Origin of the sequence: Devosia sp. Root105 (genome assembly GCF_001424865.1) — a bacterium.
GTDB lineage: Bacteria > Pseudomonadota > Alphaproteobacteria > Rhizobiales > Devosiaceae > Devosia_A.
In genome coordinates, this window is the sequence record NZ_LMCR01000018.1 from 375,511 (window position 1) to 400,414 (window position 24,904).

Below are 24,904 nucleotides of genomic sequence, written 5' to 3' on the forward strand. Positions count from 1 at the left end.
TACCTTACCGGACCCGGGTTTTGTGACAAGGACCGGCCTTGCCGGAGGCGGCGCGCATGCCCCCCCGCCCCGATCCCCCGTTCACGAAGATCAATTGGGGTTTTGCCTTTGACGTCAATGCCGTATCAAATCACGTTGGTAATGCGGCAGTGATCAGTCTCGAGGTGCGGTAGCCACCTCTAGTGCAACAATCAAGATCGCACGCATCTGGGGGCAATAATGGCGATACAGGGCAACGACCTTGGCTTCGAGGCTGAGCTTTTCAAGGCGGCCGACAAGCTTCGGGGCAATCTCGAACCCTCGGAATACAAGCATGTCGCGCTGGGGCTGATCTTCCTAAAGTACATCTCGGAAGCGTTCGAGGCCCAGCGCGCCGCGCTTTCGAAGGAAGAGTATGCCGACCCCGAGGATCCTGAAGAGTACCTCGCAGCTCATGTGTTCTGGGTGCCGCCAGAGGCGCGGTGGGAGAACCTGCGGGCAAATGCCAAGCGACCGGAAATCACGTTCACCGATGTGACCACCGGGCGAGAGCGGAAGGGCGACATCGGAGGGCTGATCGACAACGCCATGGAGGCGATCGAACGCGCCAATGCCAGCGTCCTGAAGGATGTATTGCCGAAGATCTATGCCCGACCTCAGCTTGACAAGAACATGTTGGGCGAGCTGGTCGACCTCTTTTCTAATGTCGACATGAAGGCCGGCCAGGGTGGCGCCCAGGATCTACTTGGCCGGGCCTACGAGTACTTCATCTCGCAATTCGCCGGCGCCGAGGGCAAGAGAGGTGGTGAGTTCTTCACCCCGCGCTCGGTCGTGCGCACCATCGTCGAATTGCTCGAGCCCACCAACGGTCGTGTCTACGACCCGGCCTGCGGCTCCGGCGGCATGTTCGTGCAGTCGGAGCGCTTCGTCGAGGCACACCAAGGACGCCGGTCCGACATTGCCATCTACGGGCAGGAACGCAACCACACGACCTGGCGGCTATGCAAAATGAACCTGGCGGTGCGCGGCATCGATGCCGACATCGCCTGGAACAATGAGGGTTCGTTCATCCGCGACGCGTTTCCGAACCTCAAGTTTGACTACGCCATGGCCAATCCGCCGTTCAACATTTCGGATTGGTGGCAGGCGAGCCTCGATGGCGATGCGCGGTGGGCGTACGGCACACCGCCGCAGGGCAACGCCAATTTCGCCTGGCTGCAACACATCCTACATCACCTGGCGCCGCGGGGTACGGCTGGCGTCGTGCTGGCCAATGGCTCAATGTCATCTCAGCAATCGGGCGAGGGCGAGATCAGGCAGGCCATGGTTGAGGCCGATGTGGTCGATTGCATGGTGGCGCTGCCTGGCCAACTTTTCTACTCAACGCAGATACCCGCCTGCCTATGGTTTCTTGCGCGCAACAAAGGCGCAAACGGCCATCGCAGTCGCAAAGGCGAAATCCTGTTCATAGATGCGCGCAAGCTCGGCCACATGGTCGATCGCACCCGGCGCGAGTTTTCCGACGATGAGATCGCGCGCATCGCCAGCACCTATCATCGGTGGCGCAATAAGCCCGAAACAAACGAAGCCGAGGGGCTTCCGTCCTACGCAGACCAAAAAGGTTTCTGCCGTGCCGCCAACCTAGATGAGGTCCGGAGCCACGACTTTGTGCTCACTCCAGGTCGCTATGTTGGCGCCCAGGACATTGAGGACGACGGTGTAAGCTTCGAGGAGCGGTTCGGGGAGCTACGGGAGAAACTGACCCAACAGTTTGCCGTCGGGCGAGACCTAGAGGCTCGGATCGATGCAGCACTGGGAGTTGTGGAGCGTGGGTGAAATCAATCACTCCACAGTTGCTGAGCTAGTTCGCCTGGGTATCCTCTTCGTTGAGGACGGCAACCATGGCGAGAACAGGCCCCTGCCACACGAGTTTGTGGCAAGAGGCATTCCGTTTGTACGACCTCCCGACTTGGTTGATGGGGAGGTCGACCTAGATCGCTGCGAAAAGATCAACGCCACGGCTCGTGCTCGCATCCGCAAGGGCATCGGTCGCGGCGGTGACATCCTTTTCACGCATCGTGCTACCGTCGGCAGGCTCGCACTAATGGACATCGCGGCGGGTGAGTTTGTTACCAATCCCGGAGTGACTGTCTGGCGCTCGCTGAAGCCGGAAATACTTGACCCTCTCTATCTCTACTACTGGATGCACACGCCCGCATTCATGAACCAAGTGTGGGCTGTGGCTGGTGGGTCGGATACGTTCCCATACGTCAGCTTAACTGAGCAACGGCGCCTGCGCGTTGAGTGGCCGTCCCCAAAAGTCCAGAAACGACTTGCCGACACATTGCGACCGCTGGACTTGAAGATCGCGATCAACAGGGAAACCAACAAGTCGCTTGAGACGATGGCGCAAGCCATATTCCGAGATTGGTTCATCGATTTCGGTCCCACCCAGCGCAAGCGCGCCGGCGCCACCGACCCGGTTGTCATAATGGGCGGGGTAGCACGAGACGGCGCGAGGGCCGCTTCGTTGGCTGCGTCGTTCACGGACGAACTCGGCGATAACGGTCTCCCCGTTGGGTGGCGAGAGCGCCCCATAGGTGAGCTAGTAAACCCTGTAGGCGGCTCAACGCCGAGCACGGGCGAGCCGTCCTACTGGGCGCCAGGGCAACATAGGTGGGCAACGCCGAAGGACCTATCCGGAATGCGCGATTTCGCGCTGTTCGAGACGGAAAGACGGATCAGCGATGAAGGTCTCGCCAAAATCTCCTCGGGCCTGCTGCCAGTAGGAACGGTGCTGCTCTCGTCGCGCGCCCCGATAGGCTACCTCGCGATTGCTCAGAAGCCCGTGGCCATCAATCAAGGTTTCATCGCCTTGCAGCCGGCCGGGCCAATCGGCAGCGCCTATCTGTACCTATGGTGCAAAGCCAACATGCCGGCGATTGTCGCCAACGCGAATGGCTCAACGTTCCAAGAAATCAGCAAGAAAAACTTCAAGCCGATCGTCTCTGCGACCCCGATCGAGGATGCAGTCTTTCGAGCGTTCAGCAGCATGGCCCAGCCGTTGCTTGACCGCGTTGTCTCGGCCTCTCGGGAAAGCCACACGCTGGCAGAGACCCGCGACTATCTGCTGCCGCGGTTAATGTCCGGCGAATTGCGCCTTGGTCGTGCCGCCGAGGTCGAAACGCCATGACGACCGCTGCCCAGGCCGACGATTATACGCTAAAGGCCGAACTGTCCTATCTGGATCGACTGACCGTTTGGCCGCAATTCGCATTTGGGGATGAGGGCATCGATGGCCTTGTGCCCTCGTGCAAGGTCGAAAGCTGGCGCGAACTTGAGCGCGTAGTTGCCGGCCCACCTCATAGCAGCAATGTCGGCCAGATGATCTATCGCGGCCATCGACGCTACGACTGGCCATTGGCCCCGGGACTGTCCAGAGCCTTCGACGGCGGCGCCATTCCCGGCGAATGGGCCGCTGGTATTTTGCACAAGTTCAAACTCTCAATGCGCGGGCGCGGCTCCGACATTAGCGGTTACGATGACAACGAAGTTTGGGCCATCGGTCAGCACTTCGGCCTATTCACACCGCTTCTGGACTGGACAGAATCTGCCTTCGTCGCCCTGTTTTTCGCATTTGCTGATGCCGATCGCGTCGAAGAAAAAGACAATCCGACGCGTACTGTGTTTTGCCTCAACCGATCGGCACTGGACGATGTGCTCGACGACTTCTTCTTCGAACCGAAGTTCGGCGAGAACACTCGCCTGGTCAACCAAGCCGGCCTGTTCACTGTCACCTCCTCTGAAGCGGAGAACCCGGTGACTGAGATCATCAACGCCCTCGGCGACACGGGCGCGATCGATCTCGACAATCCCGACGCCGAGCAACTGGCGAAGTTCATCTGCAAGATACACATCCCAAATGTGGATCGCGTGTCCTGCCTCTCCATGCTGCGCAAGATGAATATTCACCATGCCAGCCTGTTTCCAGACCCCACCGGTGCGTCCAGCTACTGCAACGATTGGCTCAGCCGGGCGGTGGCGGAGCGGAAAGAATTGGAGAAGGCGCTGGCAGTCGCGCGAGCGACGGCTGCAGTCGCTGAGAATAAGCCTTTCGAAATGCCTACCGACGAGGCTGGTGCGGATGCCGTTCTTGAGGACGTCCTGCAGCAACTAGCCTCTTTAGAGGGGACAGGCCTGTTCGACCTCAGCACCATCGCCCGGCGGGTGCACGACCTCTACACATCGAGGAGTGGTCTAGATTGGTGGGCGCACCCTACTACCCGCGCCCGAATGAAGGTCGACCTCAAGCGCTTGCTGGCCTCAATGGACTGGCCGGAAAGCTCCCGCGAAGTGTTGGCGGAGCGATTGACTGAGCTCTACGCAAACCGCGATTCCAAGGTCGACCGATGAGTGCAGGGCTTTGCTCCACCTTTCAGGAACTGGGCGCACTCACTTGGCAACGGATGACGGATGCCCAGCGGGCTGGCCTCAAATGGAGCGAAGAAACCAACACCGAGACTCTGCTCCTTGAGCTCGGGCGCCGGCATCCGGCGCAGATTGTTATTCAAGCCTTCAACCGCAGTGAGGAAGCGAGCAACGGAGCGGATTGGGAGTGGCACATCGGCTCACCAGGGTGCTGGGCCGGGCTGCGGGTGCAAGCTAAGCGCTTGGAACCCGGCAGCTCGGACTTCAAGAGGCTGCAAACCCAGAAGGCCAAGAAACAAAAACTGCCACAGATCGACAACCTGCTCGCTCACGCAAAGAAGGACAGACTCAACCCCGCGTACTGTTTCTACTTGAATAGAAGCCCTGCCGTCGGTTTCGGTCCGGTCACTGGTGTGCGCCCTCAAACGATCTTCACCCCTAGCGGGTGCTTCATGGCAGATGGCGTAGCAGTCAAGGCGACCCGATCGAACAATTTCTCCAAGCTCTCGTCACTTATGTTTCCTTGGCATTGGATGGTTTGCGATTGCCTCGCAGCCTCCCACTCTCTGCCCAGCGGCAGCGCTGTTCAGGCGCTTCTCGGCCAGAGTCGAATGAGTGCACTTGACGCCCGCGGGGACCTGGATGTTGAGCCACTATTTCCGCCTGCCGAACGACTGCCCACCTACCTTGCTCAGTACGAGCTTGATCTAGATAGACTACCTCCACCCGAACTCGATAGTAATCTCCGGAGGGTTGCCGCCGAACGAAGTTTGGCTGGCTTCGTAATCATTCGAACAGAGTCAGAATAGAACCGATGAGCGAGCTCAAAACCTGCTTCAAGCGCGTCGACTACGATCTCAGCAATCTTCTGCACTATATCGATCTCGGCGACATCGGCCTGCCCGAAATTCAGCGACCGTTTGTGTGGTCGAACGCCAAGGTCCGCGACCTGTTCGACAGCATGTATAAAGGCTTTCCGGTTGGCTATCTGCTGTTCTGGGAGAATGGAGCTACGCAGGGTGCGCGAACGATCGGCAGTACCGACAAGCCCCACGCCGCGCCCAACCGCCTGATCGTTGATGGCCAGCAGCGCCTTACGTCGCTCTATGCAGTGTTCAAGGGTAAGACGGTGCTAGATGCGGACTACAAGGATCGTAAGATCGAAGTAGCTTTCAACCCGCGCAGCTGCAAGTTCGAAGTAGCCGACGCTGCCATCCGGCGCGACCCGGAGTGGATCGCGAATATTTCCGACATGTGGTCGTCCAAGCGTTCCAGCCGCAAGATCGTCAATGACTACCTCGCACAGGTCTCAACCAAAACCCCGCTGACCGAGGACGAAGAGGAAGAGATCGCCCACAATCTCGATCGCCTGTTCGACCTGCAGAAGTACCCCTTTACCGCGCTGGAGATCGCCTCCTCGGTCGATGAGGAGCAGGTGGCCGACATTTTCGTGCGCATCAACAGCGAAGGGGTGAAGCTCAACCAGGCTGACTTCATCCTGACGCTGCTATCGGTGTTCTGGGACGAAGGCCGAGCCGACCTGGAGCGCTTCTGCCGAGAAGCGCGGCAGCCGCCTAAAGGAAACACGGCTTCGCCCTACAACCACTTCATCCAGCCCGACCCAGACCAGTTGCTGCGCGTCTCGGTGGCGCTTGGTTTTGGCCGCGGACGGCTCAAGAGCGTCTATCAAGTCCTGCGTGGCAAGGACCCCGAAACCGAGCAGTTCTCGCCAACCCTGCGCGACCAGCAGTTCGCCAAACTTGCCGAGGCCCAGGCCCTCGTGCTGAATCTTGGCTATTGGCACCAGTTCCTAAGCGCGCTGATCGGCGCTGGCTTCCGCAGTGAGGAGATGGTGTCGTCGCAAAGCGCGATCCTCTACTCCTACGCCTTCTACCTCATCGGCAAGACGCGCTATGCCATCAAGGAGCATGAGCTGCAGCGCGCCATCGGACGCTGGTTCTTCTTCTCCAGCCTCACCGGACGCTATTCGGGGTCACCAGAATCCGTAGTCGATGCCGACCTCAACCGCCTCAAGGGGGTGGAGACTGGCGATGCCTTCCTCGAGGTGCTGGATCGGCTAGTGACATCCGAACTGACCGCGGACTACTGGGCCATTACCTTACCTGCCGAACTCGCCACCTCGTCGGCGCGCAACCCCCAGCTTTTCGCCTATGTCGCGTCACAGAACCGGCTCGATGCCAAAGTGCTGTTCTCGCATAAGCGCGTCTCCGACCTGATCGATCCGGCACTCCGCACGAAGAAGAAACCGCTGGAGCGGCACCACCTGTTTCCCAAAGCCTGGCTCGAGCGTAATGGCTTTCCGGACCAGGTGCAGACCAACCAGATGGCCAACTACGCGCTGCTGGAGTGGCCGGACAATATCGACATAAGCGACACCGCACCGGCCGAGTACGTAGCCACCATTCGTGCACGCTTCAGCGACGCCGAGTGGCACACCATGAGTGAGTTGCACGCGCTGCCTGCCGGTTGGCAGGACCTCGACTTCCAGAATTTCCTGGAGCAGCGACGTGTGCTGATGGCGCGCATCATCCAGCGTGGCTTCGAGAGCCTCTGATGCAGGGGTTTTCCGAGGACACTGTCGAGCACGCCGGCATCGAGATCCTTAAGGACCTCGGCTGGCTACATCTTGGCGGCGCTATCATCGCCCCTGATGGTCCCGCGCCGCAACGTCAATCCTTTGGCGATACGGTGCTCACCAAGCGCCTGGAAAGTGCGGTCGAGACACTCAACCCTGGAGTGCCGGACGGCGCACGAAGCGATGCAATTCGCAAGGTGTTGATTTCCGAAACTGGTTCCCTGGTCGAAGAGAATCGACGGCTCCATCGCCTGCTCACCGAAGGCGTCGATGTCGAGTATCGCCAAGCCGATGGCCGCGTCGTGGGCACGAAAGTCTGGCTCATCGATTTTGCGGTCCCAGAGAACAATGATTGGTTGGTCGTCAACCAGTTCACTGTTGTCGAGGGCCGCAGTAACCGCCGTCCCGATCTGGTGCTGTTCCTCAACGGCCTGCCAGTCGCGGTGCTTGAACTGAAGAATGCCGCGTCCGAAAGCGCTACGATCGACGACGCGTTCCAGCAGCTCGAGACCTACAAGCAGCAAATCCCAGGCCTGTTCCGCACTAACACTGCGATGGTGGTCTCGGACGGCATGGAGGCGCGGATCGGCTCTTTGACTGCCGACCGAGAGCGCTTCATGCCCTGGCGCACGATCACCGGCGAGGATTTTGCGCCGCGCGGCACGCCGGAGCTAGACACGCTCTTGCGCGGTGTGTTCGATCGGCGGAACTTCCTGCGGCTGATGCGTGACTTCGTCGTCTTTGGTGATCAGGGAGCGGGGCCGTTCAAGATCCTCGGCGGCTACCACCAGTTCCACGGCGCCCAGAAGGCCGTCCGCGAAGCCGTCGAAGCCAGCGCTCCCGATGGCGACCGCAAGATTGGCGTTATCTGGCACACGCAGGGCTCCGGTAAGAGTCTTTTGATGGCGTTCTTTGCCGGCTTGGCCGTCAAGTCGCAGGAACTGGGAAACCCCACCTTGGTGGTCCTTACCGACCGGAACGATCTCGACGATCAGTTGTTCTCAACGTTCGGTCTTTGCCGCGACCTCATCCGCCAGAATCCGGAGCAGGCCAGCAGTCGAGATGACTTGCGACGCCTGCTCAGTCGCAACTCAGGCGGCGTCATCTTCACGACCGTGCAGAAGTTCTCGCCAGACGCCAGTGAAGAGCACTTCCCACTGCTCACCGATCGCCGCAACGTCATCGTCATGGCCGATGAGGCACATCGCAGTCAGTACGGCTTCGACGCCAAGCTCGACGCCAGGAGCGGCCTGCGCCGGTATGGCTACGCCCATTACATCCGTCAGGCTCTGCCCAACGCTTCGTTCATCGGCTTCACCGGGACGCCGATCGAGGCGGAAGACGTCAATACGCCGGCGATCTTCGGCGACTACATCGACATCTATGACATCAGCCGCGCCGTTGAAGACGGGGCGACGGTCCCAATCTACTACGAGAGCCGGCTGGCACGCATCGTGCTCAATGAGGACGAAAAACCAAAGATCGATGCCGAGATTGAGGCGCTCATCGAAGACGAGGCACTCAGCGAGGCCGAGAAGGCTAAAGCAAAATGGGCCAGCGTTGAGGCGCTGGTTGGTTCGCCGAAGCGCTTGAAGCAGATCGCAGCTGACCTCGTCACTCATCTCGAGGCGCGCATCGAAGCACTCGATGGCAAGGCAATGGCGGTGTGCATGAGCCGCCGCATCTGCGTCGCTCTCTATGATGAGATCGTCGCCCTACGGCCATCCTGGCACTCGGACGATGACACTCAGGGTGCGATCAAGGTGGTGATGACTGGCCAGGCATCCGATCCCCTGTCGTGGCAGCAGCACATCGGCAATAAGCGGCGACGCGATGACCTTGCGAAACGCGCCCGTGATCCCTCAGATCCCCTAAGGCTGGTGCTGGTCCGCGACATGTGGCTGACCGGCTTCGACGCGCCCTGCATGAATACCATGTACGTCGACAAGCCCATGCGAGGCCACGGCCTGATGCAGGCCATAGCGCGTGTCAATCGGGTGTTCCGTGACAAGCCAGGTGGGCTGATCGTCGACTACGTCGGCATTGCTTCCAACCTAAAGTCGGCGCTAGGCCAATACACCCAGTCCGACCGTGACAAGACCGGCATCGACGAAGAAGCTGCCATCGCGCTGCTGCAGGAGTGCTTCGAAGTGGTCGCCGGCATCTTCCACGGGTATGACCTCCGCCCGGGAATAGAGGGAGCTCCCGCACAACGTCTCACCTGTCTAGCCGGTGCGGTGGATTGGGTCTTGCGTTGGGCCGAAGAGATGGCTGGGAAGGTGACGTCGGCAGAAGAGAAGAAGCGCGCCCACCGCAAGTTTCTCGATATGGTCCTGGAATTGTCCAAAGCCTACGCGCTGGCCTCGGCGAGCGACTACGCACGCGAAATCCGAGATGAGGTTGGCTTCTTTCAGGCCGTACGCGCTGCCCTAGCAAAGAGCACCGGGACCGGGAAGATTAGCCAAGCCGATCGCGCCTTTGCCGTGCGGCAGCTGATTGACCGCGCCGTCTCCTCGGCGGAGATCGTCGATGTGCTGAAGGCCGCTGGTCTGCAGACGCCTGACATATCGATCCTATCCGACGAGTTCCTCGTTGAGATCGAGGGGATGCAATACAAGAATCTCGCACTTGAGGCGCTCCGCAAACTTCTCAACGGTGAGATTGCCAGCCGCTCATCCAGTAATGTCGTGGAGAGCAAGCTCTTCTCAAAACGCCTCGACGAAGCCGTTGCGCGATATCACGCCGGTGCCCTCACGGCAGTTGAGATGATCCAGGAACTCATAGCCCTCGCCAAGGATTTGCAGGCGGCGCGAGCGCGAGGAGAAGAACAAGGGCTCTCCGCTGAGGAGGTGGCCTTTTACGACGCACTTGCCGAAAACGAGAACGCGATTGAAGCCATGGGAAGCGAGAGGTTGCGCATTATCGCGCACGAACTCCTGGAGCAGTTGCGGATGAACGTCACCGTGGACTGGCAGAAGCGGGAAAGCGCCCGCGCCAAGATGCGGATCCTAGTCAAACGCATCCTCAAGAAGCACGGCTACCCACCGGATCTGTCGGAAAGCGCGGTGCAAATGGTCTTAGCGCAGGCGGAGATGCTGCTACGGGAGATTACCGCGCAGCACGTGTGACGGTTGGTGGCCCGCTGGTGAGACGATGCAGAATCTGCCCGTCGTCCGACGATCGCTATCCGAAGAGATAGTCGGCGGTAGTGAAGTACTCGGGGGTTTCGTAACCCAACTTCGACAAGGAGGCGACGAGTGCGTGCGATCTGCCGGCGATCATCACGGACTGCCGCGTCATTGCTTCGTTCATTGCTCTAACCTGCGGACGAGTCAGGCGTTCCACTTGAACGGTCCGCGGACGGACGTGATAGCCTATGGCGACGTCGCAGGCGATCGGCATGAAAGTGGTCTTGCCGCCAACGGATGCTTCTGCCGCCTTTCCAACTCGTGCCATCGCTATTGGGTGATCGCCCAGGACGAAGGATGCCCCCGTCGGTACGACGTAGATTGCCATGCCCCGGTTGCGCATCACGGCCAGGAGATCATCTGGGGGAGGCATGCCTTGCGCGGCGATCCGAGCGTTGTTCATGACGCGGTCGAGCTTCGCCGGCTCGTTCAGTTGAGCTCGTTCTGCATCGGTCCAGCGCAACTCATTGGCCATCCGGTTGGCGAGGGCCACGACCTGATCGCGAGTGACAAACCGGCTATGCCACGCGGCCGAACGCTTCCCCGAGTAGTAGTGAAAGTAGCAAAAGAACTCCCATGCATCCTCGCTGAGCACGGGCGTCCTTCCCGATCGCACGACCGTCAGGAGGTCGCCAATCAGTCGGGCGCCGGTCGACTCCATTTTTGCAAACCAGTGTTCGAGTGACACGTCGCGGCCGCCTTCGTCGTCCATGACGGAGTAGAGATTGTCCTCAATAAACAGGTTGTCGGGTGTTGTGGCACGGACGTCGCCGACCTGGAACTCACGGCGCCAAAAGCAAAGGCCACCCTCCGAACTCACGAAGTTTCGCAGGATCATCTGCGGAATGTAGTGGTGCCTGTGAGGGGAGTTCTTGCGAGCCATCTCGTTCCTGAAGGGAGCAGATTCCCGTCTCGATGCACAGTCGGTTCCGGACGGTCAACCGAGGTCGCGACGCTCCCCGTCGCGGCGACAATGATCAACCTTGGGAAGCCTGCGCATCGTCTGCCCTGCCCCTCAAGCCACCTCCGCCAACTCCGTCGCCACCACCCCTTCCCGCTCCGCCAGCAGCGCCAGCGCCACCTCATGCTGGTTGCGGCACCAGCGCTCCACCCGCTCGCGCGCTTTCGCCAACGCGAAATCATCCGCCACATACTCCACCCGCCGCACCAGCCGACGGTCGGCGGCGGTTTTGCGGGGGGCGCTGATCGAGAGGGGGACGCCGAAGGTCGCTGGGTCGTCGTCGACCGTGACATCCCAGATTTCGCGGGTGACGGGGCGGACGCTCATTGCGCAGATCGAGGTGATGCCGGCGGTGATGAGGAGGTCGAGGGCGGTGGTTTTGAGGCCGAGGGCGGTGCGGATGGTTTCGGCGGCGATGGGGTAAGGGCCGCGCTCGATCAGGTAGGAGGTCATTGCCAGCTCCAGGTGCGATAGCATGACGATGCATTAATGCACAATTAGAGTCAAGCGATGCCATGCACGAATGCACATCACGCTGCAGTCACGAGACCGACTCGACTCCGTCGCTGAGCTGGTGTTTGAATGTGAACAAACAGTGAACACTTGGGGATTGCGGGGGATGGTGACCTATTACGTCGTGCAGGGGTTCGTGGCGGGGAAGAACGGCTATCCGATCCCCGAGGAGAGCCGCGAGGTGCCCAATGCGCGCTATGCCCGGGCGCTGTGCGAGCGGCTGATGGCCGACCGCATGGCGGCGGTGGCGTTTTCGCGCAGCGGCGACCCGGCGACCGGGGAGTGGCAGGATGCGGAGATCATCTGCCGGCTGGGGGCGGTGTCGGACGAGTTGCTGGCTGAGGCGGCGGCTTGAGGGGGGCTGCCGCCCGAACTCCGCCCGCGGCTCTTGCCCCACCCACGGCGTCACCCCGGCGAAGGCCGGGGCCATCCTGAGATGCCGCGGTTGTGTCGGTTGCGAGGCCTTCCGCGGGTGCTGCATTGCATGGCTCGCCCCTGGATGGAAAGCCATCGGCACCGTAGCTCCGCGCCCCCTCTCTGGCGAAAACTAAGGACTTAGCTGCGCTAAGCCCAAGTTTTCGCTTTCTCCCCCGCCGAGGGGGAGAGGCCTGACTGGGGCCTTCGGGGATGTGGAGGCTGGCGTCGCGTAGCGCGCTTGGAGCGAAGCGACGAGCGGCTCGGTGAGGGGCCTTGCTCCGCCCGTCCGGCGGTTGCCTGCGGCGCCGAGACTCCGCGCACCCCCTCCGAGCTGCGCTAGGTCGCTGGCGCTCCCAAGCTTCGCTTGCCTCCCCCGTCAAGGGGGAGGTGGGCATCGAGTTTGGGGCTGGATCCCGACCTGACGGTCGGCCAGGACCCCTGCCCTAAGGCGCTTCGTACTTGCCCACCACGCGGTGGCAGATCGGCCAGATGCGGCGCGACTCCGTGAATTGCCTGGCCGGGTTCCACTGCTCGAGCTGCCACTCGCGATCGTTCCAGCCGTTGAGCCGCTTGATGATGGCTTCGGCATCCTCGCCGCCGGGCGGGGTGTGGAAGAAGACGTGGTTGCGGCCGCGCGCCGGCTTCAGGTGCGGGTTGATCCAGGCGATGTCGCCTTCCCAGAATTCGGGGTTCATCGAGCTGCCATCGACGATCAGCCCATAGGCGCCCTGCACCCCCTCGAGCGCGGCGGGCATGGCCATGTGGTCGACGAAATCGGAACTGACGATCAGCTTGCCATCGCCGCCCATGGCGCCCGAAAACACCGGCAACAGGTTGCGGCGGCCCGAGAGCACCACCTGCTCGCCCGGCACGTAGCGCACCGGCTGGCCGGCGGTGCGGGGCTGGGCCGGCGCTTCGGATCCGGGCAGCATCTGGTCGGTGCTGTGGGCGGCGGCAAAGCTCAGGTAGGCGATGCCGGTTGCCGCCTCGATCTTGCTGAGCGTGGTGTTGGTCAGCGCGAACTTGTACTCGGCCGAGTTCAGCGGCCGGGTCAGCGTGGTCGATGAAATGCCGGCCTTCAGCGCCAGGCCCGTCGGCGACAGGCCGGTGACGCCGAGCACGTGACGCACATACTCGACAGCGAGCTGGTTGGGTTCTGCCATGTGCATAACCTAGCACCCTTGTGCACAAATGCATCGTGCATTCATGCTTGACATGCTGTGCATTAATGCTCAGTATCACCCCATGAGCAGCAGCAACGACATCTTCGGTTTCGAGTCGCCGCGCTGCGGCCAGTTCAAGCCCGAGCAACTCCCAAAGCCTGCCGGCGGGCGGGCGCAGTCGCAGGGGCGGATGCTCAACGACGACGAGCTATCGCGTCGAGGAGTCAAACCGGAGCTCGGGCGGGCGGCAACGCCAGCATGAACCCGGCAATCCGCCCCACCCGCCATTCTCAGGCACCGGCGCTCTGATGCGCCGGCGCTGACCCTCACGCTTCACTGCTCGCGCGCCCCGGCGCGCGGGCAACGCCACCACCCCACCGCCGGCGCACCCCGCGCCGGTGAACGCCACCCCTTTGCCCATGGAGCCGAGCTCATGATGCTCTATCGCCAGCTTCGCCTCGCCCCGGTGCGGGCGGCCGATGCCAGCCCCAGCCAGCAGCGCCTCGCCGAGGAGCGGCGGGCCCGCGAGGCGCGCATCCGCCGTGCCGCCCAGCACCCCCTGCCCGCCTCGAACCTCACGGTGCGGCCGTTCCACGCGCCGCGCCCGCGACCGATGCAGCCGCTGCTGCTGCCGGCGGCGGAGGCCTGGCCGGATTATCGCGAGCCGGCGCCTTACGACACCATGGAGTTTTCGGCGCGATACCTCGTCGCTGCCCCGAGCGCCCGCCCGCTGACGGCGCGCGAAATCATCGACGAAGTCGTGGCCAAACACCGGGTCAGCCGAGTCGAACTGTCAGGTTCGTCGCGGCGGGCGCCGGTCACTGCGGCGCGGCGCGAGGCGAGCTGGCGCATCCGCCACGAAGTGCTGGTCAACGGCCGCCAGATCAGCCTGCCCGAGATCGCCCGGCACCTGGGCGGCCGCGACCACACCACCGTGCTCTACAACATCCGCCGCTATGCCGCCGAGCTCGAGGCCAGGGCGCTCTCCGGCGACACGGCCCGCCCAGCACAGCAGGCGGGTGCGCGATGAGCCGCATCCGCTCCATCCACCCCGGGCTCTGGACCGACGAGGCCTTCATGGCGCTCTCGGCCCCGGCCCGGCTGCTGCTGATCGGCCTCTGGACCGAGGCGTTCGATGATGGCGTGTTCGAGTGGAAGCCGCTGACCCTGAGGGCACGGATCTTCCCGGTCGATGCGGTCGAAATACCTGAAATGTTCGACGAGCTGATCGCCGGGGGGTTCGTCCGCCGCGAGGCGGTGGGCGGCCGGCCGATCGGGCTGATCCGCAATTTCCGCGCCTTCCAGCGGCCGAAAAAGCCGAACTCTTCGGGCCTGCTGCGGCCCGAATGGGAGGCCTATGTCGGGCTCAGCCACGCCAATGCGGAAGCAATTCCCCACCCGGCCGCCACCACTGCCGAACTCTTCGCGCAGATGGAGGAGGAAGGAGGAGAGAAGGAGGACTCCAACCCACCCCCGCCAGTGCCTGAAGCCGAAACGCGCGAAATCTTTGCGACGCTCTGGTCGGTATTCCCGCGCAACCCCACCAGTTCGCGGGCGCGGGCCGAAGCGGCGTTCACGGCGCTCAGTCCCGCCGAACGCCAGCCGGTGCTGGCGGCGGCGCGGCGCTACCAGAACTGGTTCGCCGAGGATTGTGCGGCGCGCGGGCGCAGCAAGGAGGCGGGCCGGCGCTATGCCCCGCATCTCGCCAAGTGGCTCGGCGATGGCGCCTGGCGCGAGGCGGCGGGGCTGGGGCTGCAGGTCGATCCGGATCGACCGGCGGTGACCATGGTGCGGCTCGATCGCATTCTCGATGCCACCCTGTGGGCCGCCTGCGAAACGGTGCGCGGCAAGCCGGCGCCGGCGAGCCCCTGGTCGTTCGAGCCCGAGGTGGTCGCGGCGGCCCGGGCGCTGGTCGCCGAGGCGGTGCACTGATGCCGATCCGCGCAACCGAAACCGCCCGTGGCTCCCACGTCTTCGAGCGCCGCTGCGACGGCTGCGGCGCACCGCACGCCCCCTATGGCAAAGGCAGCCTCCGCGAAGCCATCCGCACCGGCGAATTCGGCCGGCTGCGCTGCTGGTGCGGGCCGGCCGGATGCCGCGCCCCGCGTGGAGGCGCGCCATGACCTGGTCGCAAACCGGCGCCGAGCACCGCGGCGGCGGCCGCAAAAACTTCATCGAACGCATCCGCGAGGTGGCGGCCGAATATTCGGATCGCGGCCTCGGCGCCAGTGCCGCGATGGCAGAGATCCGGGCGGCGTTGCGCGCCCTCGACCGACAGCTGAAGGAGACCGAACATGGCAGAGTGGTACGCACTGAGGACACGGGCCAAGGGCGAGCGCGAGGCGCTGCGCCAGCTCGAGCGGGCGGGCTTCGAGGCCTACCTGCCGCAATACCAGATCGAGCGCTTCAACCGGCGGCTGCGGGTGCGCAAGGTCACAACACTCTGCCACTTCCCGCGCTACCTGTTCGTCCGGATGGAGCGGCTCGAGGACACCTCGAAAGTGCTCGCCTGCCCCCAGGTGCTCGAGCTGCTGCCCGGCCGCCCGCACCCGCCGATGCCGGTGCCGACCGGGGACGTGCTGGCCTTGCGCGACGCCGAGGCCCGCCAGCTGTTCGATGACACCGACGCCGCCCGGCGGCTGCGCGGCGAGACGACGAAGCACACGCTGACTGCCATGAAGAAGCGGTTGACCGGCAAGCCGGTGCGGGTCGCCGCGGGGCCGTTCACCAGCTTTGCCGGCACGGTGGAAGCGGTGGATTCGCTCGACCGGCTGAAGGTGCTGCTGGATTTGTTCGGCCGGCCGACGCCGGTGGAGCTGCGGGTTGGTCAGGTGGAGCTGGCGGCTTGAGGGGCACACGGGACGGGCAGTCGGGGGTGATGGGGCCTTCGGGCCCTGGCAGTTTCTCTCCTACCCACCGGCTGTCATCCCAGCGAAAGCTGGGACCCAACTCGCCGCAGCGCAAGTGGGTAGATGGGTCCCAGCTTTCGCTGGGATGACACCGAGTTTGGGGAGATTGCAGTGAATCGGCCCGCCAGTACTTTGCGAGCCTCGTCGCCCTCGGAACGTGCAGTCGGCGAGCTACTTCGCCGACTGCGTCCTTAACGCCTGGCTTACCCAGCCACGGCGCCGGTACCCGGCAACTGCTCGATCATCCCAGCCCGCCCATCGCGCCCACGGCCACCGTCGTGCTCGCCGCCGCGGTGATCGTCGCCGCGACCGGCCCGATCGCCGCGCGGGCCATGCTCGCCGCCGTGATGCGGGCCAACCAGCGGCTGCAGCGTCGCCTTCTGCGTGTCGGTGAGGCTGTTGTAGAGCGCCTCGAAGCTCGGCAGCACGGCGTTCAGCGCGTCGAGCTCGGCGGTCTGGCGGGCCTGGCGGTCCTTCAGCACGGTGAGGGCATCAGGGGCGGTCGCCGGAGCGGTGGCCGGCTGCAGCGTCGCGCAGCTTTCGGCGAAGCTGGTCTGGGCCGTCAGTGCGGCGGTGCGGTAAGCATCGAACAGCGGCTGCTGCTCGGCGGTGAGGGCGAGCTTGGTGGCGATATCGGCGAGCCTGGTTTCGAGCTGCGTCGCGCCATCGGTGCTGCAGATCAGCCCGGCAATGCCGCCGCGCTGGCCACGCTCACCACGATGTTCGCCCTGGGGGCCGGGGCCCTTGGCGTCGGGCTGCGTCACGGCCGGCGCATCCGGCGCTGCCGGGGCCGACTGGGCATAGGCGCCGGGTGCGAGGGCGGTGAGGCCCATGATGGCGGCGAGGGCGGTGGTAACAAGCATGCGGTTGTTCATGATCGTCTATCCTCTTGCTGGCCGGCTGCGGCGCCGGCGCGGGGTCGCGGCGGGGTCGCTGCGATCTGGGGAGAGACAACCAGCCCAAGCTGTCGGCGACCTTGCGGGAGCGCAGATTTTTCGTAAGGCTGGCGACAGCTTGGCAGGTTACAGGAGCCCGCCAAAGGGGCCCGTGGCGTGCGCATTCTGCTGATTGAGGATGACTATGTGCTCGGCGAGGCGATGCGCGATCAGGTGCGTGCCGATGGCCATGGCGTCGATTGGATGCAGCGGCTCGACGACGCGCGCGCCGCGCTCGATACCGTGGAATACGGGCTGATCCTGCTCGATCTGAACCTGCCCGATGGGCGCGGGCTCGATCTCCTCAAGCACCTGCGCAAGTCGGGCAATCCGGTGCCGGTGATCATCGCCACGGCGCAGGACCAGGTGGCCATCCGCATCGAGGGGCTGAATGCCGGGGCCGACGATTACCTGGTCAAACCGTTCGATCTCGACGAAATGAGCGCCCGCGTTTCGGCCGTCGCCCGCCGCTATGCCGGCATCGCCACGCCCGAGCTGCGCGTCGGGGAAGCGAGCGTCAACCTTGCGACCCGCAGCATAACCCTCAACGGCAAGCCGATCGGCGTCACGGCGCGCGAATGGGCGGTGCTGGAGCGGCTGTTGAGCCGGCGCGGCGGGATCGTCACCAAGGCCGAAATCGAGGATTCGCTCTATCCGTTCGGCGCCGAAATCGAGGGCAATGCCGTCGAGGTCTATGTCAGCCGGTTGCGCAAGAAACTCGGCCAGGCCGTCATCACCACGGTGCGCGGCCTCGGCTACCGGGTCGAGCCATGAAGCGCCGCTCCATCGCGCTGCAGCTCGCCGTGTGGCTCAGCGCCGGCATGCTGGTGTTCTGGCTCGGCGGCGCCGCGATCTCGACTTTGGTGCTGCGCAGCGAACTCGAGCAGGCGTTCGACGAAACGCTGCGCCAGAGCGCCTATCGCCTGTTGCCGCTGGCCAACCGCGATGTCGGCGACGATGTGCATGGCCGCGCCCCGGTGCCGCGGCTCGGGCGCGATGACGATAATCGCGGGCCCAAGGGCCGGCCCCTGCCCCGGCCCGACGAAATGGCGCCCGAGCTCGAAGCCTTCACCTACCTGGTATTCGACCAGAACGGGGTGATCCGGCTGCGCGCCGAGGATGCGCCCGAGGTGCTGCCGGCGCTGCCGGCCAGCGATGGCCTCACCTTCATCGATGGCCACCGCGCCTTCAAATCCACCGACCGGCGCAACGGCATGGGCATTTTGGTGCTCGAAACCTCAACTGCGCGGAGCGATGCGCTGTGGGGCGCCGTCGCCGGGTTGCTCTGGCCGCTCGCGGCTCTGCTGCCGCTGGTCGGGCTCGGCATCTGGCAGGCGGTGCGGCTGGCGCTGCAACCGGTGAAGCGCCTGAGCCGCGACGTGGCGTTGCGCAGCGGCACCAACCTCACCCCGCTCAACGATGACGACCAGCCGGCCGAACTGGCGCCGATCGCCCGCGAGATCGAGGGCCTGCTCGAGCGGCTGCGCGCCGCCATGGAGGCCGAGCGCACCTTCGCCGCGAGCAGCGCGCATGAGCTGAGGACGCCGATCGCCGGGGCGCTGGCGCAGACCCAGCGTCTGGCCCGCGAACTCGGCGACCAGGCCTCGCCGCGGCTGAAAGAGATCGAGCAATCGCTGCGCGGCCTCGCCGATCTCAGCGAAAAGCTGCTGCAGCTCTCCCGGCTCGAGGCCGGCTTCGCGCGTTCCGCTGATCTTGTCGACCTCGCGCCGGTGCTCAACCTGGTGCTGCGCGATTTCGAGGCGCAATCGAGCACCAGCGGGCGGGTGCGCTTCGAGCGCCACCCGGCGGCTGAGCTCACCCAGCGGATCAACCCCGATGCCTTCGCCATCGCCATCCGCAACCTGATCCACAACGCGCTGCTGCACGGCGCCTCCAATGGGCCGGTGTTCGTCACCGCCGGCCCTGGGCCAACGGTGGTGGTGCGCAACCATGGCCCCATCGTCGCCCCCGAACTGATGGCCCGCCTCACCGAACGCTTCGCCCGCGGCCCCACCCGCGCCAGCGGCACCGGCCTCGGCCTCGCCGTGGTCGCCACCATCATGCAGCAGACCGGCGGGGCACTGCAGTTGCGCTCACCAGTCGAGGGGTGGGCGGATGGGTTCGAGGCGAGGCTGCGGCTGGGGGGCTAGCAAAGAGGCTGCAAGTACTGGCGGCCGACCCACCGCAATTGCCCTAAACTCGATGTCATCCCAGCGAAAGCTGGGACCCAACTCGCCACAGCGCAAGCGGATGGATGCCGGACGAGGGCAAGCCCTCGCCGAGGGGTCCCAGCTTTCGCTGGGATGACAGCCGGTGGGGAGGCGAGAACCCGGGCAAGCCTGCGATCACCATTGACTCCCACCGCATCCGCCAGTAGATGACATCGGTGTCATGACATCGGTGTCACAAACCGGACATGACCTGAGGAGGCTGCGATGGCGACGATTTATGACGTGGCGAAAGCCGCCAAGGTTTCGCCCAAGACGGTGAGCCGGGTGCTGAACGGCGATGCCCCGGTGGGCAAGAAAACCCGCGCCGCGGTCACTGCTGCCATCGCCGCGCTCGGCTATGTCCCTTCGAGCGCCGCGCGGATGATGCGCTCCAACAAATCCGGGCTGATCGGGCTGATCACCGGCGCCATCTCCGACCAGATCGAGCCGGCGCAGCCGGCCGGCCTGCCCGAGCTGCTGCTGGTGCGCGGCATCCAGCAGACCATCGGGCTCACCGGCAAGACGCTGATGATCGCCGACTCGGGCAACCGCTCGGAGCGCGTGCCCGAGCTGATCAAGACCTTCCTCGAGCACCGGGTCGAGGGCCTGATCTATGTGGCGCCCTACCACCAGAATGTCCGGCTGCCGCCGGTGCCCGACGATACGCCGGTGGTGCTGACCAACTGCTACGACGATGCCGGTACCCCTGCAGTGATCCCCGATGACCGGCGCGGCCAGCACGACCTGGTGTCGCGGCTGATCGCCGCCGGACACCAGCGCATCGCCTATCTGACGCTGCGCGAGGATATCGTCGCCACCGGCCTCCGCCGTGGCGGCTATCGCGATGCGCTCGGCGAGGCCGGCATCGCCTACGATCCGGCGCTGCTGCAATGCGGCGAGATCGGCAGCCCGGAAACCGAGACGCAGGTGCTGTGGACCGCCATCGACCGGATGCTGAACCTCGACCAGCCGCCCACCGTATTCTGCTGCGGTAACGACCGGCAGGCGCTCAAGGTCTACGGGATCCTGCGCTCGCGCGGGCTCGCGGTCCCCGACGATATCTCGGTGGCCGGCTATGACAATTATCGCGTCATCGCCGAAACGCTCTATCCGCCGCTCACCACGGTGGAGCTGCCCTATACCGCGATGGGCGTGCGCGCCGCGCAGCGGTTGCTCGATCTGATTTCCGGCGAGAGCCGGAATGATACCGGCCCCGACGTGATCGGCGGGCCGGTCTACTGGCGCCAATCGGTCACCGAGCGGCGCCCACCCAACGTCTCACAGCTACAACTCGTCAGGGAGGACTAACGACAGTGAGCAAACTTGCATTCATTACGGGCGTGCTGCTCAGCACCGCGCTTTCATCCGGTGGCGCCTTGGCCCAGACCACGCTCACCATGTGGTACCATGGCGCCGGCAACGAGGTTGAACAGAAGCTGGTCAACCAGATCATCTCCGATTTCAACACCAGCCAGGCCGACTGGAAGGTCGAGCTGCAGAGCTTCCCCCAGGCCGCCTACAATGACAGCGTCGTTGCCGGGGCGCTCGCCGGCAACCTGCCCGACATCCTCGATGTCGATGGCCCGGTGATGCCGAACTGGGCCTGGGCCGGCTACATGCAGCCGCTGAAGATCGATGAGACGAAGATTGCCAGTTTCCTGCCCGGCACCAAGGGCGTGTGGAACGGCCAGCTCTATTCGATCGGGCTGTGGGACGCCGCGGTGTCGCTCGTCACCCGCCAGTCGACGCTCGACGCGCTCGGCCTCCGCACCCCGACGCTCGAGCAGCCCTGGAGCAAGGACGAGTTCATGGCTGCGCTCGATAAGGCCAAGGCCTCGGGCACCTTCGAATACGCGCTCGACCTCGGCACGGCCTGGACCGGCGAGTGGTACCCTTATGCCTATTCGCCGCTGCTGCAGAGCTTTGGCGGCGATATCGTCGACCGCTCGACCTACAAAACTGCCGAAGGCAAGCTGAACGGCGATGCCGCATTGGCCTTTGGCGAGTGGTGGCAGGGCCTGTTCACCGCCGGCTATGCCCAGGCGACGCAGGATCCGGCCGATCGCGATGCCGGCTTCAACAGCGGCAAATACGCCTTCTCGTGGAACGGCAACTGGGCGGCCATCGGCACCCTCGCCGCCTATGACGACGTGCTGTTCCTGCCCGCGCCCGATTTCGGCACTGGTCCCAAGATCGGCGCCGCGTCGTGGCAGTTCGGCGTCTCGGCCAAATCGGCGCACCCCGATGGGGCGGCGAAGTTCATCGAGTTCGCGCTGCAGGATAAGTACCTCGCGGCCTTCTCGGACGGCATCGGGCTGATCCCGGCCACCGCTTCGGCGGCGGCGCTGACCGAGAACTACAAGCCGGGCGGCAAGCTGGCGGTGTTCTTCGATCTGTCGGCCAAGCAGGCGCTGCTCCGGCCGGTCACCCCCGGCTACGTGGTCGAGGCCAAGGTGTTCGAAAAGGCCCTCGCCGATATCGCCAATGGCGCCAGCGTCGCCGACACCCTCGATGCGGCGGTCGACGAGATCGACGCCGATATCGAAAAGAACGGCAATTACGGCTTCTAGGGTCTAACTCCCTCTGGCCCTCAGGAGGGGATCCCGGCTTCGGCCGGGATCTTGTCCCCTGCCCTCGCGAGATCGACATGGCTTCCAAGTTCACGCGCTCCAATCGGATCGGCTGGCTGATGGCCGGGCCGGCGGCCATGCTCATCGCGGTCTTCGTGGTGCTGCCGTTCATCTTCGCCATCGGGCTGAGCTTCACCAACCAGCGGCTGATCTCGCCCAACCCCACCGAGTTCGTCGGCCTCGCCAATTACGAGCAACTGCTCGGCATCGGCATGCTGACGCTCGAACCCGAGCGCGACGCCAGTGGCGCCGTGCTGCGCGATGCCGACGGGGCGCCGAAATACCCGACGCTGCGCAGCGTCACCCGCAACAATCCCGATCTGCCGCAATTTGCCGGCATGCGCGAGTGGTTCAGCTTTCAGCTGGGCGAGCACCCCACCTATGTGCTGGCCCGCGACGTCGTGTTCATGAAGGCGATCGTCAACACCTTCATTTTCGTCCTCGTCGTCGCCCCGGTGCAGGCCGGGCTGGCGCTGGTTCTGGCGCTGCTGATCAACCAGCGGCTCAGGGGCATCAACCTGTTCCGCGCCATCTATTTCATGCCGGTGGTGGTTTCGATCGTCGTCGTCTCGCTGCTCTGGCGCTTCATCTATGACGGCAGCAGCGGGCTCTTGAACAACCTGCTGGCGGCGCTGAGTTTCGGCGCCTTCCCCAAGATCGATTGGCTCGGCAACCCCTCGACGGCGCTCGGCGCCATCATCGCCATGTCGATCTGGCAGGCGGTGGGCTTTCACATGGTGATCTGGCTCTCGGGGCTGCAGACCATCAGCCCCTCGCTCTACGAGGCGGCCGCCATCGAGGGCTCCAGCAAGTGGCAGGTGTTCCGCTACGTCACTTGGCCGGGGCTCCGAAACACCGCCGTGCTGATCCTCATCGTCATCACCATGCAGGCCTTCGCGCTGTTCAGCCAGATCGACGTGATGACCGGCGGCGGGCCGCTCGACTCCACCCAGACCATCGTCTTCCAGGCGGTCGAGCGCGGCTATGGCAAGCAGGATATTTCCGGCGGTTCGACCATCTCGGTGATCCTGTTCGTCATCGTCTTCTCGATCTCGCTGATCCAGCGCTACCTCGCCCGGGAGAAGCAGTGATGGCGACCATCGCCTCCGATAACCGTGGCCTCCGCCTCGCGGTGCGCTATGTCGTGCTCATCCTGATCGCGGTGATCTTCATCTTCCCGCTGATCTTCATGGTGATGTCGAGCTTCAAGCCCGACCAGCAGCTGCTCAACGATACCGGCAGCTTTGCCGCCTTCCTGCCGGTGGGCGATATTTCGCTCGATAACTATGCCGATGCGTTCAAGCGCGCGCCGGTCGGGCTGTTCATTTTCAACTCGGTGCTGGTCACCGGCGTCACGGTGCTGCTGTCGCTGCTGCTCTGCTCGGCCGCCGCCTTTGCCTTCGTCTTCGTCGATTGGCGCGGCCGCGAACTGGTGCTGACGGCGATCCTCGCGACGCTCATCGTGCCGTTCGAAACCATCGCCATCCCGCTGCTGCTGATCGCCTCCAAGCTCCCCTGGATCGGCCTCGAGGGCCTGACCTTCGGCTGGCTCAACTCCTACCAGGTACAGATCGTCCCGTTCATCGCCGATGGGCTGACGATTTTCCTGTTCGTGCAGTATTTCAAGGATCTGCCGGGCGAGCTGATCGAGGCGGCCCGGGTCGAGGGCGCCAGCTGGGGCCAGGTCTACCGCAAGGTGGTGATGCCGCTTGCCGGCCCGGTGCTGGCGACTGCCGCGATCCTCAAATTCCTCGTCATGTACAACCAGTATCTGTGGCCGCTGATGGTGGTGCAGCAGGAAGGCTACCGGCCGGTGATGGTGGGCCTCCAGTACTTCTTCCAGCTCAACCGGGCCTGGGGCGAGATCATGGCCTACCTGTCGCTGATCACCGTGCCGGTGCTCGCCTTCTACCTGTTCCTGCAACGCGCATTCATTGCCTCGATCGCCTCGACCGGCGTCAAAGGCTGACGGAGTTCCTCATGGTCATTGCCCTCGAAAAAAACTGGATCTGGGACAGCTGGTACGTCAATGACGGCCAGCGCTGGCACGGCTTTTTCCTGCAAGCCGACAAGCGCCTCGGCGACCCCGACCTGAGGCACCTCAACGTCACCCAGGGCCATGCCATCTCCGACAACCTGGTCGATTGGCAGCACCTGGGCACCACATTTGCTCCCAGCGCCGGCCCGGCCTGGGACGATTACACCACCTGGACCGGCTCGGTGGTCCGTGGCGACGATCAGCTCTGGCACCTGTTCTACACCGGCACGCGCCGCAGCGAGGCGGCGCTCTACCAGCGCATCGGCCACGCCACTTCGACCGACCTCCATAACTGGCAGCGCGTCGGCACCGGCTTCTGCCTCGATCTCGAAGGCCCGGCCGCCCCCCATTACGAGGCCGCGCACGCCATCGGCCACTGGCACGATCGCGCCATGCGCGACCCCTGGGTGATGCGCGATCCCGGCGGCGAGGGCTGGCTGATGTATTTCACCGCCCGCGTGCCCGGTGTCGCCGAGCCCAATGCCGGCGGCGCCATCGGCTTTGCCACCTCGCCCGACCTCGTGACCTGGACGCTGCAGCCGCCGGTGTTTGCAGGCGGCTTCGGCCAGCTCGAAGTACCGCAGGTCTTCGAACATGGGGGCAAGTGGTATTGCCTGTTCTGCACCTCGGGCGCGCATTGGTCCGAGGCCTACAAGCGGTTCAACCCGCAAAGCCCGGTCACCGGCACGCATTACCTCATCGCCGACGATCCGCGCGGCCCCTGGCAGGTGGCCCCCGGCCCCTTCCTCGATGGCGCCGAGCCCTGCCGCCGCTATGCCGCCCGCATCGTCGAAACCGCTGACGGGCTGCGCATCCTCGGCTTTGCCGACAATGGCAAGGCGCAGTTCGGCGGCTACGTCACCGACCCCGATCCGGTTACCGTCGGCCCCGACGGGCTGCTCGCGGTCACCCCGATCAGAGCTGCAGCGGAGTAGCA

22 protein-coding genes are annotated in these 24,904 nt (G+C 64.2%); 18 read left to right on the forward strand and 4 right to left on the reverse strand.

The window, feature by feature from the left end; genetic code table 11:
• Positions 1-219: 219 nt before the first annotated feature.
• From ASC68_RS22145 to ASC68_RS22170, 6 genes are read left to right on the forward strand one after another with little or no spacing between them, the layout of a single operon-like run.
• Positions 220-1,815 (forward strand): class I SAM-dependent DNA methyltransferase, encoded by a 1,596-nt coding sequence (locus tag ASC68_RS22145; protein ID WP_055884219.1) that lies wholly within the window; start codon positions 220-222, stop codon positions 1,813-1,815.
• Complete coding sequence (locus ASC68_RS28440; protein WP_197421365.1) at positions 1,808-3,172, forward strand: restriction endonuclease subunit S; 1,365 nt, start codon at positions 1,808-1,810, stop codon at positions 3,170-3,172. The genes ASC68_RS22145 and ASC68_RS28440 overlap by 8 nt, the downstream gene beginning before the upstream one ends.
• Entirely contained in the window at positions 3,169-4,392 is a 1,224-nt protein-coding gene (locus ASC68_RS22155) for an FRG domain-containing protein (RefSeq protein ID WP_055884222.1), read from the forward strand. Before ASC68_RS28440 ends, ASC68_RS22155 begins: the two co-directional genes overlap by 4 nt.
• On the forward strand, positions 4,389-5,216 hold the full coding sequence (locus ASC68_RS22160) for a DUF6615 family protein (protein WP_055884225.1): 828 nt from the start codon (positions 4,389-4,391) through the stop codon (positions 5,214-5,216). Before ASC68_RS22155 ends, ASC68_RS22160 begins: the two co-directional genes overlap by 4 nt.
• Positions 5,217-5,221: 5 nt before the next feature.
• Positions 5,222-6,982 (forward strand): DUF262 domain-containing protein, encoded by a 1,761-nt coding sequence (locus ASC68_RS22165; protein ID WP_055884228.1) that lies wholly within the window; start codon positions 5,222-5,224, stop codon positions 6,980-6,982.
• Positions 6,982-10,131, forward strand: a complete 3,150-nt coding sequence (locus ASC68_RS22170) for a type I restriction endonuclease subunit R (protein WP_055884234.1) — start codon at positions 6,982-6,984, stop codon at positions 10,129-10,131. Before ASC68_RS22165 ends, ASC68_RS22170 begins: the two co-directional genes overlap by 1 nt.
• A gap of 55 nt (positions 10,132-10,186) precedes the next feature.
• Here the strand turns inward: ASC68_RS22170 and ASC68_RS22175 are convergent, their stop codons facing one another.
• Complete coding sequence (locus ASC68_RS22175) at positions 10,187-11,074, reverse strand: DUF4238 domain-containing protein (RefSeq protein WP_055884237.1); 888 nt, start codon at positions 11,072-11,074, stop codon at positions 10,187-10,189.
• 132 nt (positions 11,075-11,206) lie between these two features.
• Complete coding sequence (locus ASC68_RS28760; RefSeq protein WP_055884240.1) at positions 11,207-11,605, reverse strand: hypothetical protein; 399 nt, start codon at positions 11,603-11,605, stop codon at positions 11,207-11,209.
• Between the two features lie 166 nt (positions 11,606-11,771).
• Here ASC68_RS28760 and ASC68_RS22185 point away from each other — a divergent pair, with 166 nt between their 5' ends.
• A complete protein-coding gene (locus ASC68_RS22185; protein ID WP_055884243.1) occupies positions 11,772-12,020 on the forward strand; it encodes a hypothetical protein in 249 nt (82 codons plus the stop codon).
• Between the two features lie 505 nt (positions 12,021-12,525).
• Here ASC68_RS22185 and ASC68_RS22190 read toward each other — a convergent pair.
• Complete coding sequence (locus ASC68_RS22190; RefSeq protein WP_197421367.1) at positions 12,526-13,245, reverse strand: LexA family transcriptional regulator; 720 nt, start codon at positions 13,243-13,245, stop codon at positions 12,526-12,528.
• A 43-nt stretch (positions 13,246-13,288) separates the two neighbouring features.
• On the opposite strand from ASC68_RS22190, the gene ASC68_RS22195 reads away from it, so the two are divergent.
• The 4 genes from ASC68_RS22195 (at position 13,289) to ASC68_RS22215 (ending at position 16,094) form a co-directional block, all read left to right on the forward strand.
• Positions 13,289-13,507 carry a hypothetical protein gene (locus ASC68_RS22195; RefSeq protein WP_156387415.1) on the forward strand — a complete coding sequence of 73 codons (219 nt, stop codon included), beginning with the start codon at positions 13,289-13,291 and terminating at the stop codon, positions 13,505-13,507.
• A 171-nt stretch (positions 13,508-13,678) separates the two neighbouring features.
• On the forward strand, positions 13,679-14,275 hold the full coding sequence (locus tag ASC68_RS22200) for a helix-turn-helix domain-containing protein (protein WP_055884251.1): 597 nt from the start codon (positions 13,679-13,681) through the stop codon (positions 14,273-14,275).
• A complete protein-coding gene (locus ASC68_RS22205; protein ID WP_055884254.1) occupies positions 14,272-15,177 on the forward strand; it encodes a hypothetical protein in 906 nt (301 codons plus the stop codon). Before ASC68_RS22200 ends, ASC68_RS22205 begins: the two co-directional genes overlap by 4 nt.
• A gap of 362 nt (positions 15,178-15,539) precedes the next feature.
• Complete coding sequence (locus ASC68_RS22215) at positions 15,540-16,094, forward strand: transcription termination/antitermination NusG family protein (protein ID WP_055884258.1); 555 nt, start codon at positions 15,540-15,542, stop codon at positions 16,092-16,094.
• Positions 16,095-16,357: 263 nt separating this feature from the next.
• On the opposite strand, the gene ASC68_RS22220 is transcribed toward ASC68_RS22215, so the two are convergent.
• A complete protein-coding gene (locus tag ASC68_RS22220) occupies positions 16,358-17,029 on the reverse strand; it encodes a Spy/CpxP family protein refolding chaperone (RefSeq protein ID WP_055884262.1) in 672 nt (223 codons plus the stop codon).
• Between the two features lie 177 nt (positions 17,030-17,206).
• Here ASC68_RS22220 and ASC68_RS22225 point away from each other — a divergent pair, with 177 nt between their 5' ends.
• The 7 genes from ASC68_RS22225 to ASC68_RS22255 all read left to right on the forward strand — a co-directional run bounded on the left by ASC68_RS22225 (position 17,207) and on the right by ASC68_RS22255 (position 24,902).
• Entirely contained in the window at positions 17,207-17,863 is a 657-nt protein-coding gene (locus ASC68_RS22225; RefSeq protein WP_055884264.1) for a response regulator transcription factor, read from the forward strand.
• A complete protein-coding gene (locus ASC68_RS22230; RefSeq protein ID WP_055884269.1) occupies positions 17,860-19,239 on the forward strand; it encodes a HAMP domain-containing sensor histidine kinase in 1,380 nt (459 codons plus the stop codon). Before ASC68_RS22225 ends, ASC68_RS22230 begins: the two co-directional genes overlap by 4 nt.
• 285 nt (positions 19,240-19,524) lie before the next feature.
• Complete coding sequence (locus ASC68_RS22235) at positions 19,525-20,607, forward strand: LacI family DNA-binding transcriptional regulator (protein ID WP_055884271.1); 1,083 nt, start codon at positions 19,525-19,527, stop codon at positions 20,605-20,607.
• 5 nt (positions 20,608-20,612) lie between these two features.
• Positions 20,613-21,869 (forward strand): extracellular solute-binding protein, encoded by a 1,257-nt coding sequence (locus ASC68_RS22240; RefSeq protein ID WP_055884274.1) that lies wholly within the window; start codon positions 20,613-20,615, stop codon positions 21,867-21,869.
• A 77-nt stretch (positions 21,870-21,946) separates the two neighbouring features.
• Positions 21,947-23,020, forward strand: a complete 1,074-nt coding sequence (locus ASC68_RS22245) for a sugar ABC transporter permease (RefSeq protein ID WP_055884279.1) — start codon at positions 21,947-21,949, stop codon at positions 23,018-23,020.
• A complete protein-coding gene (locus ASC68_RS22250) occupies positions 23,020-23,898 on the forward strand; it encodes a carbohydrate ABC transporter permease (RefSeq protein ID WP_055884283.1) in 879 nt (292 codons plus the stop codon). The genes ASC68_RS22245 and ASC68_RS22250 overlap by 1 nt, the downstream gene beginning before the upstream one ends.
• An 11-nt stretch (positions 23,899-23,909) precedes the next feature.
• Positions 23,910-24,902: a levansucrase gene (locus tag ASC68_RS22255; protein WP_055884286.1), complete on the forward strand. Its 993-nt coding sequence runs from the start codon at positions 23,910-23,912 to the stop codon at positions 24,900-24,902.
• Positions 24,903-24,904: the final 2 nt, after the last annotated feature.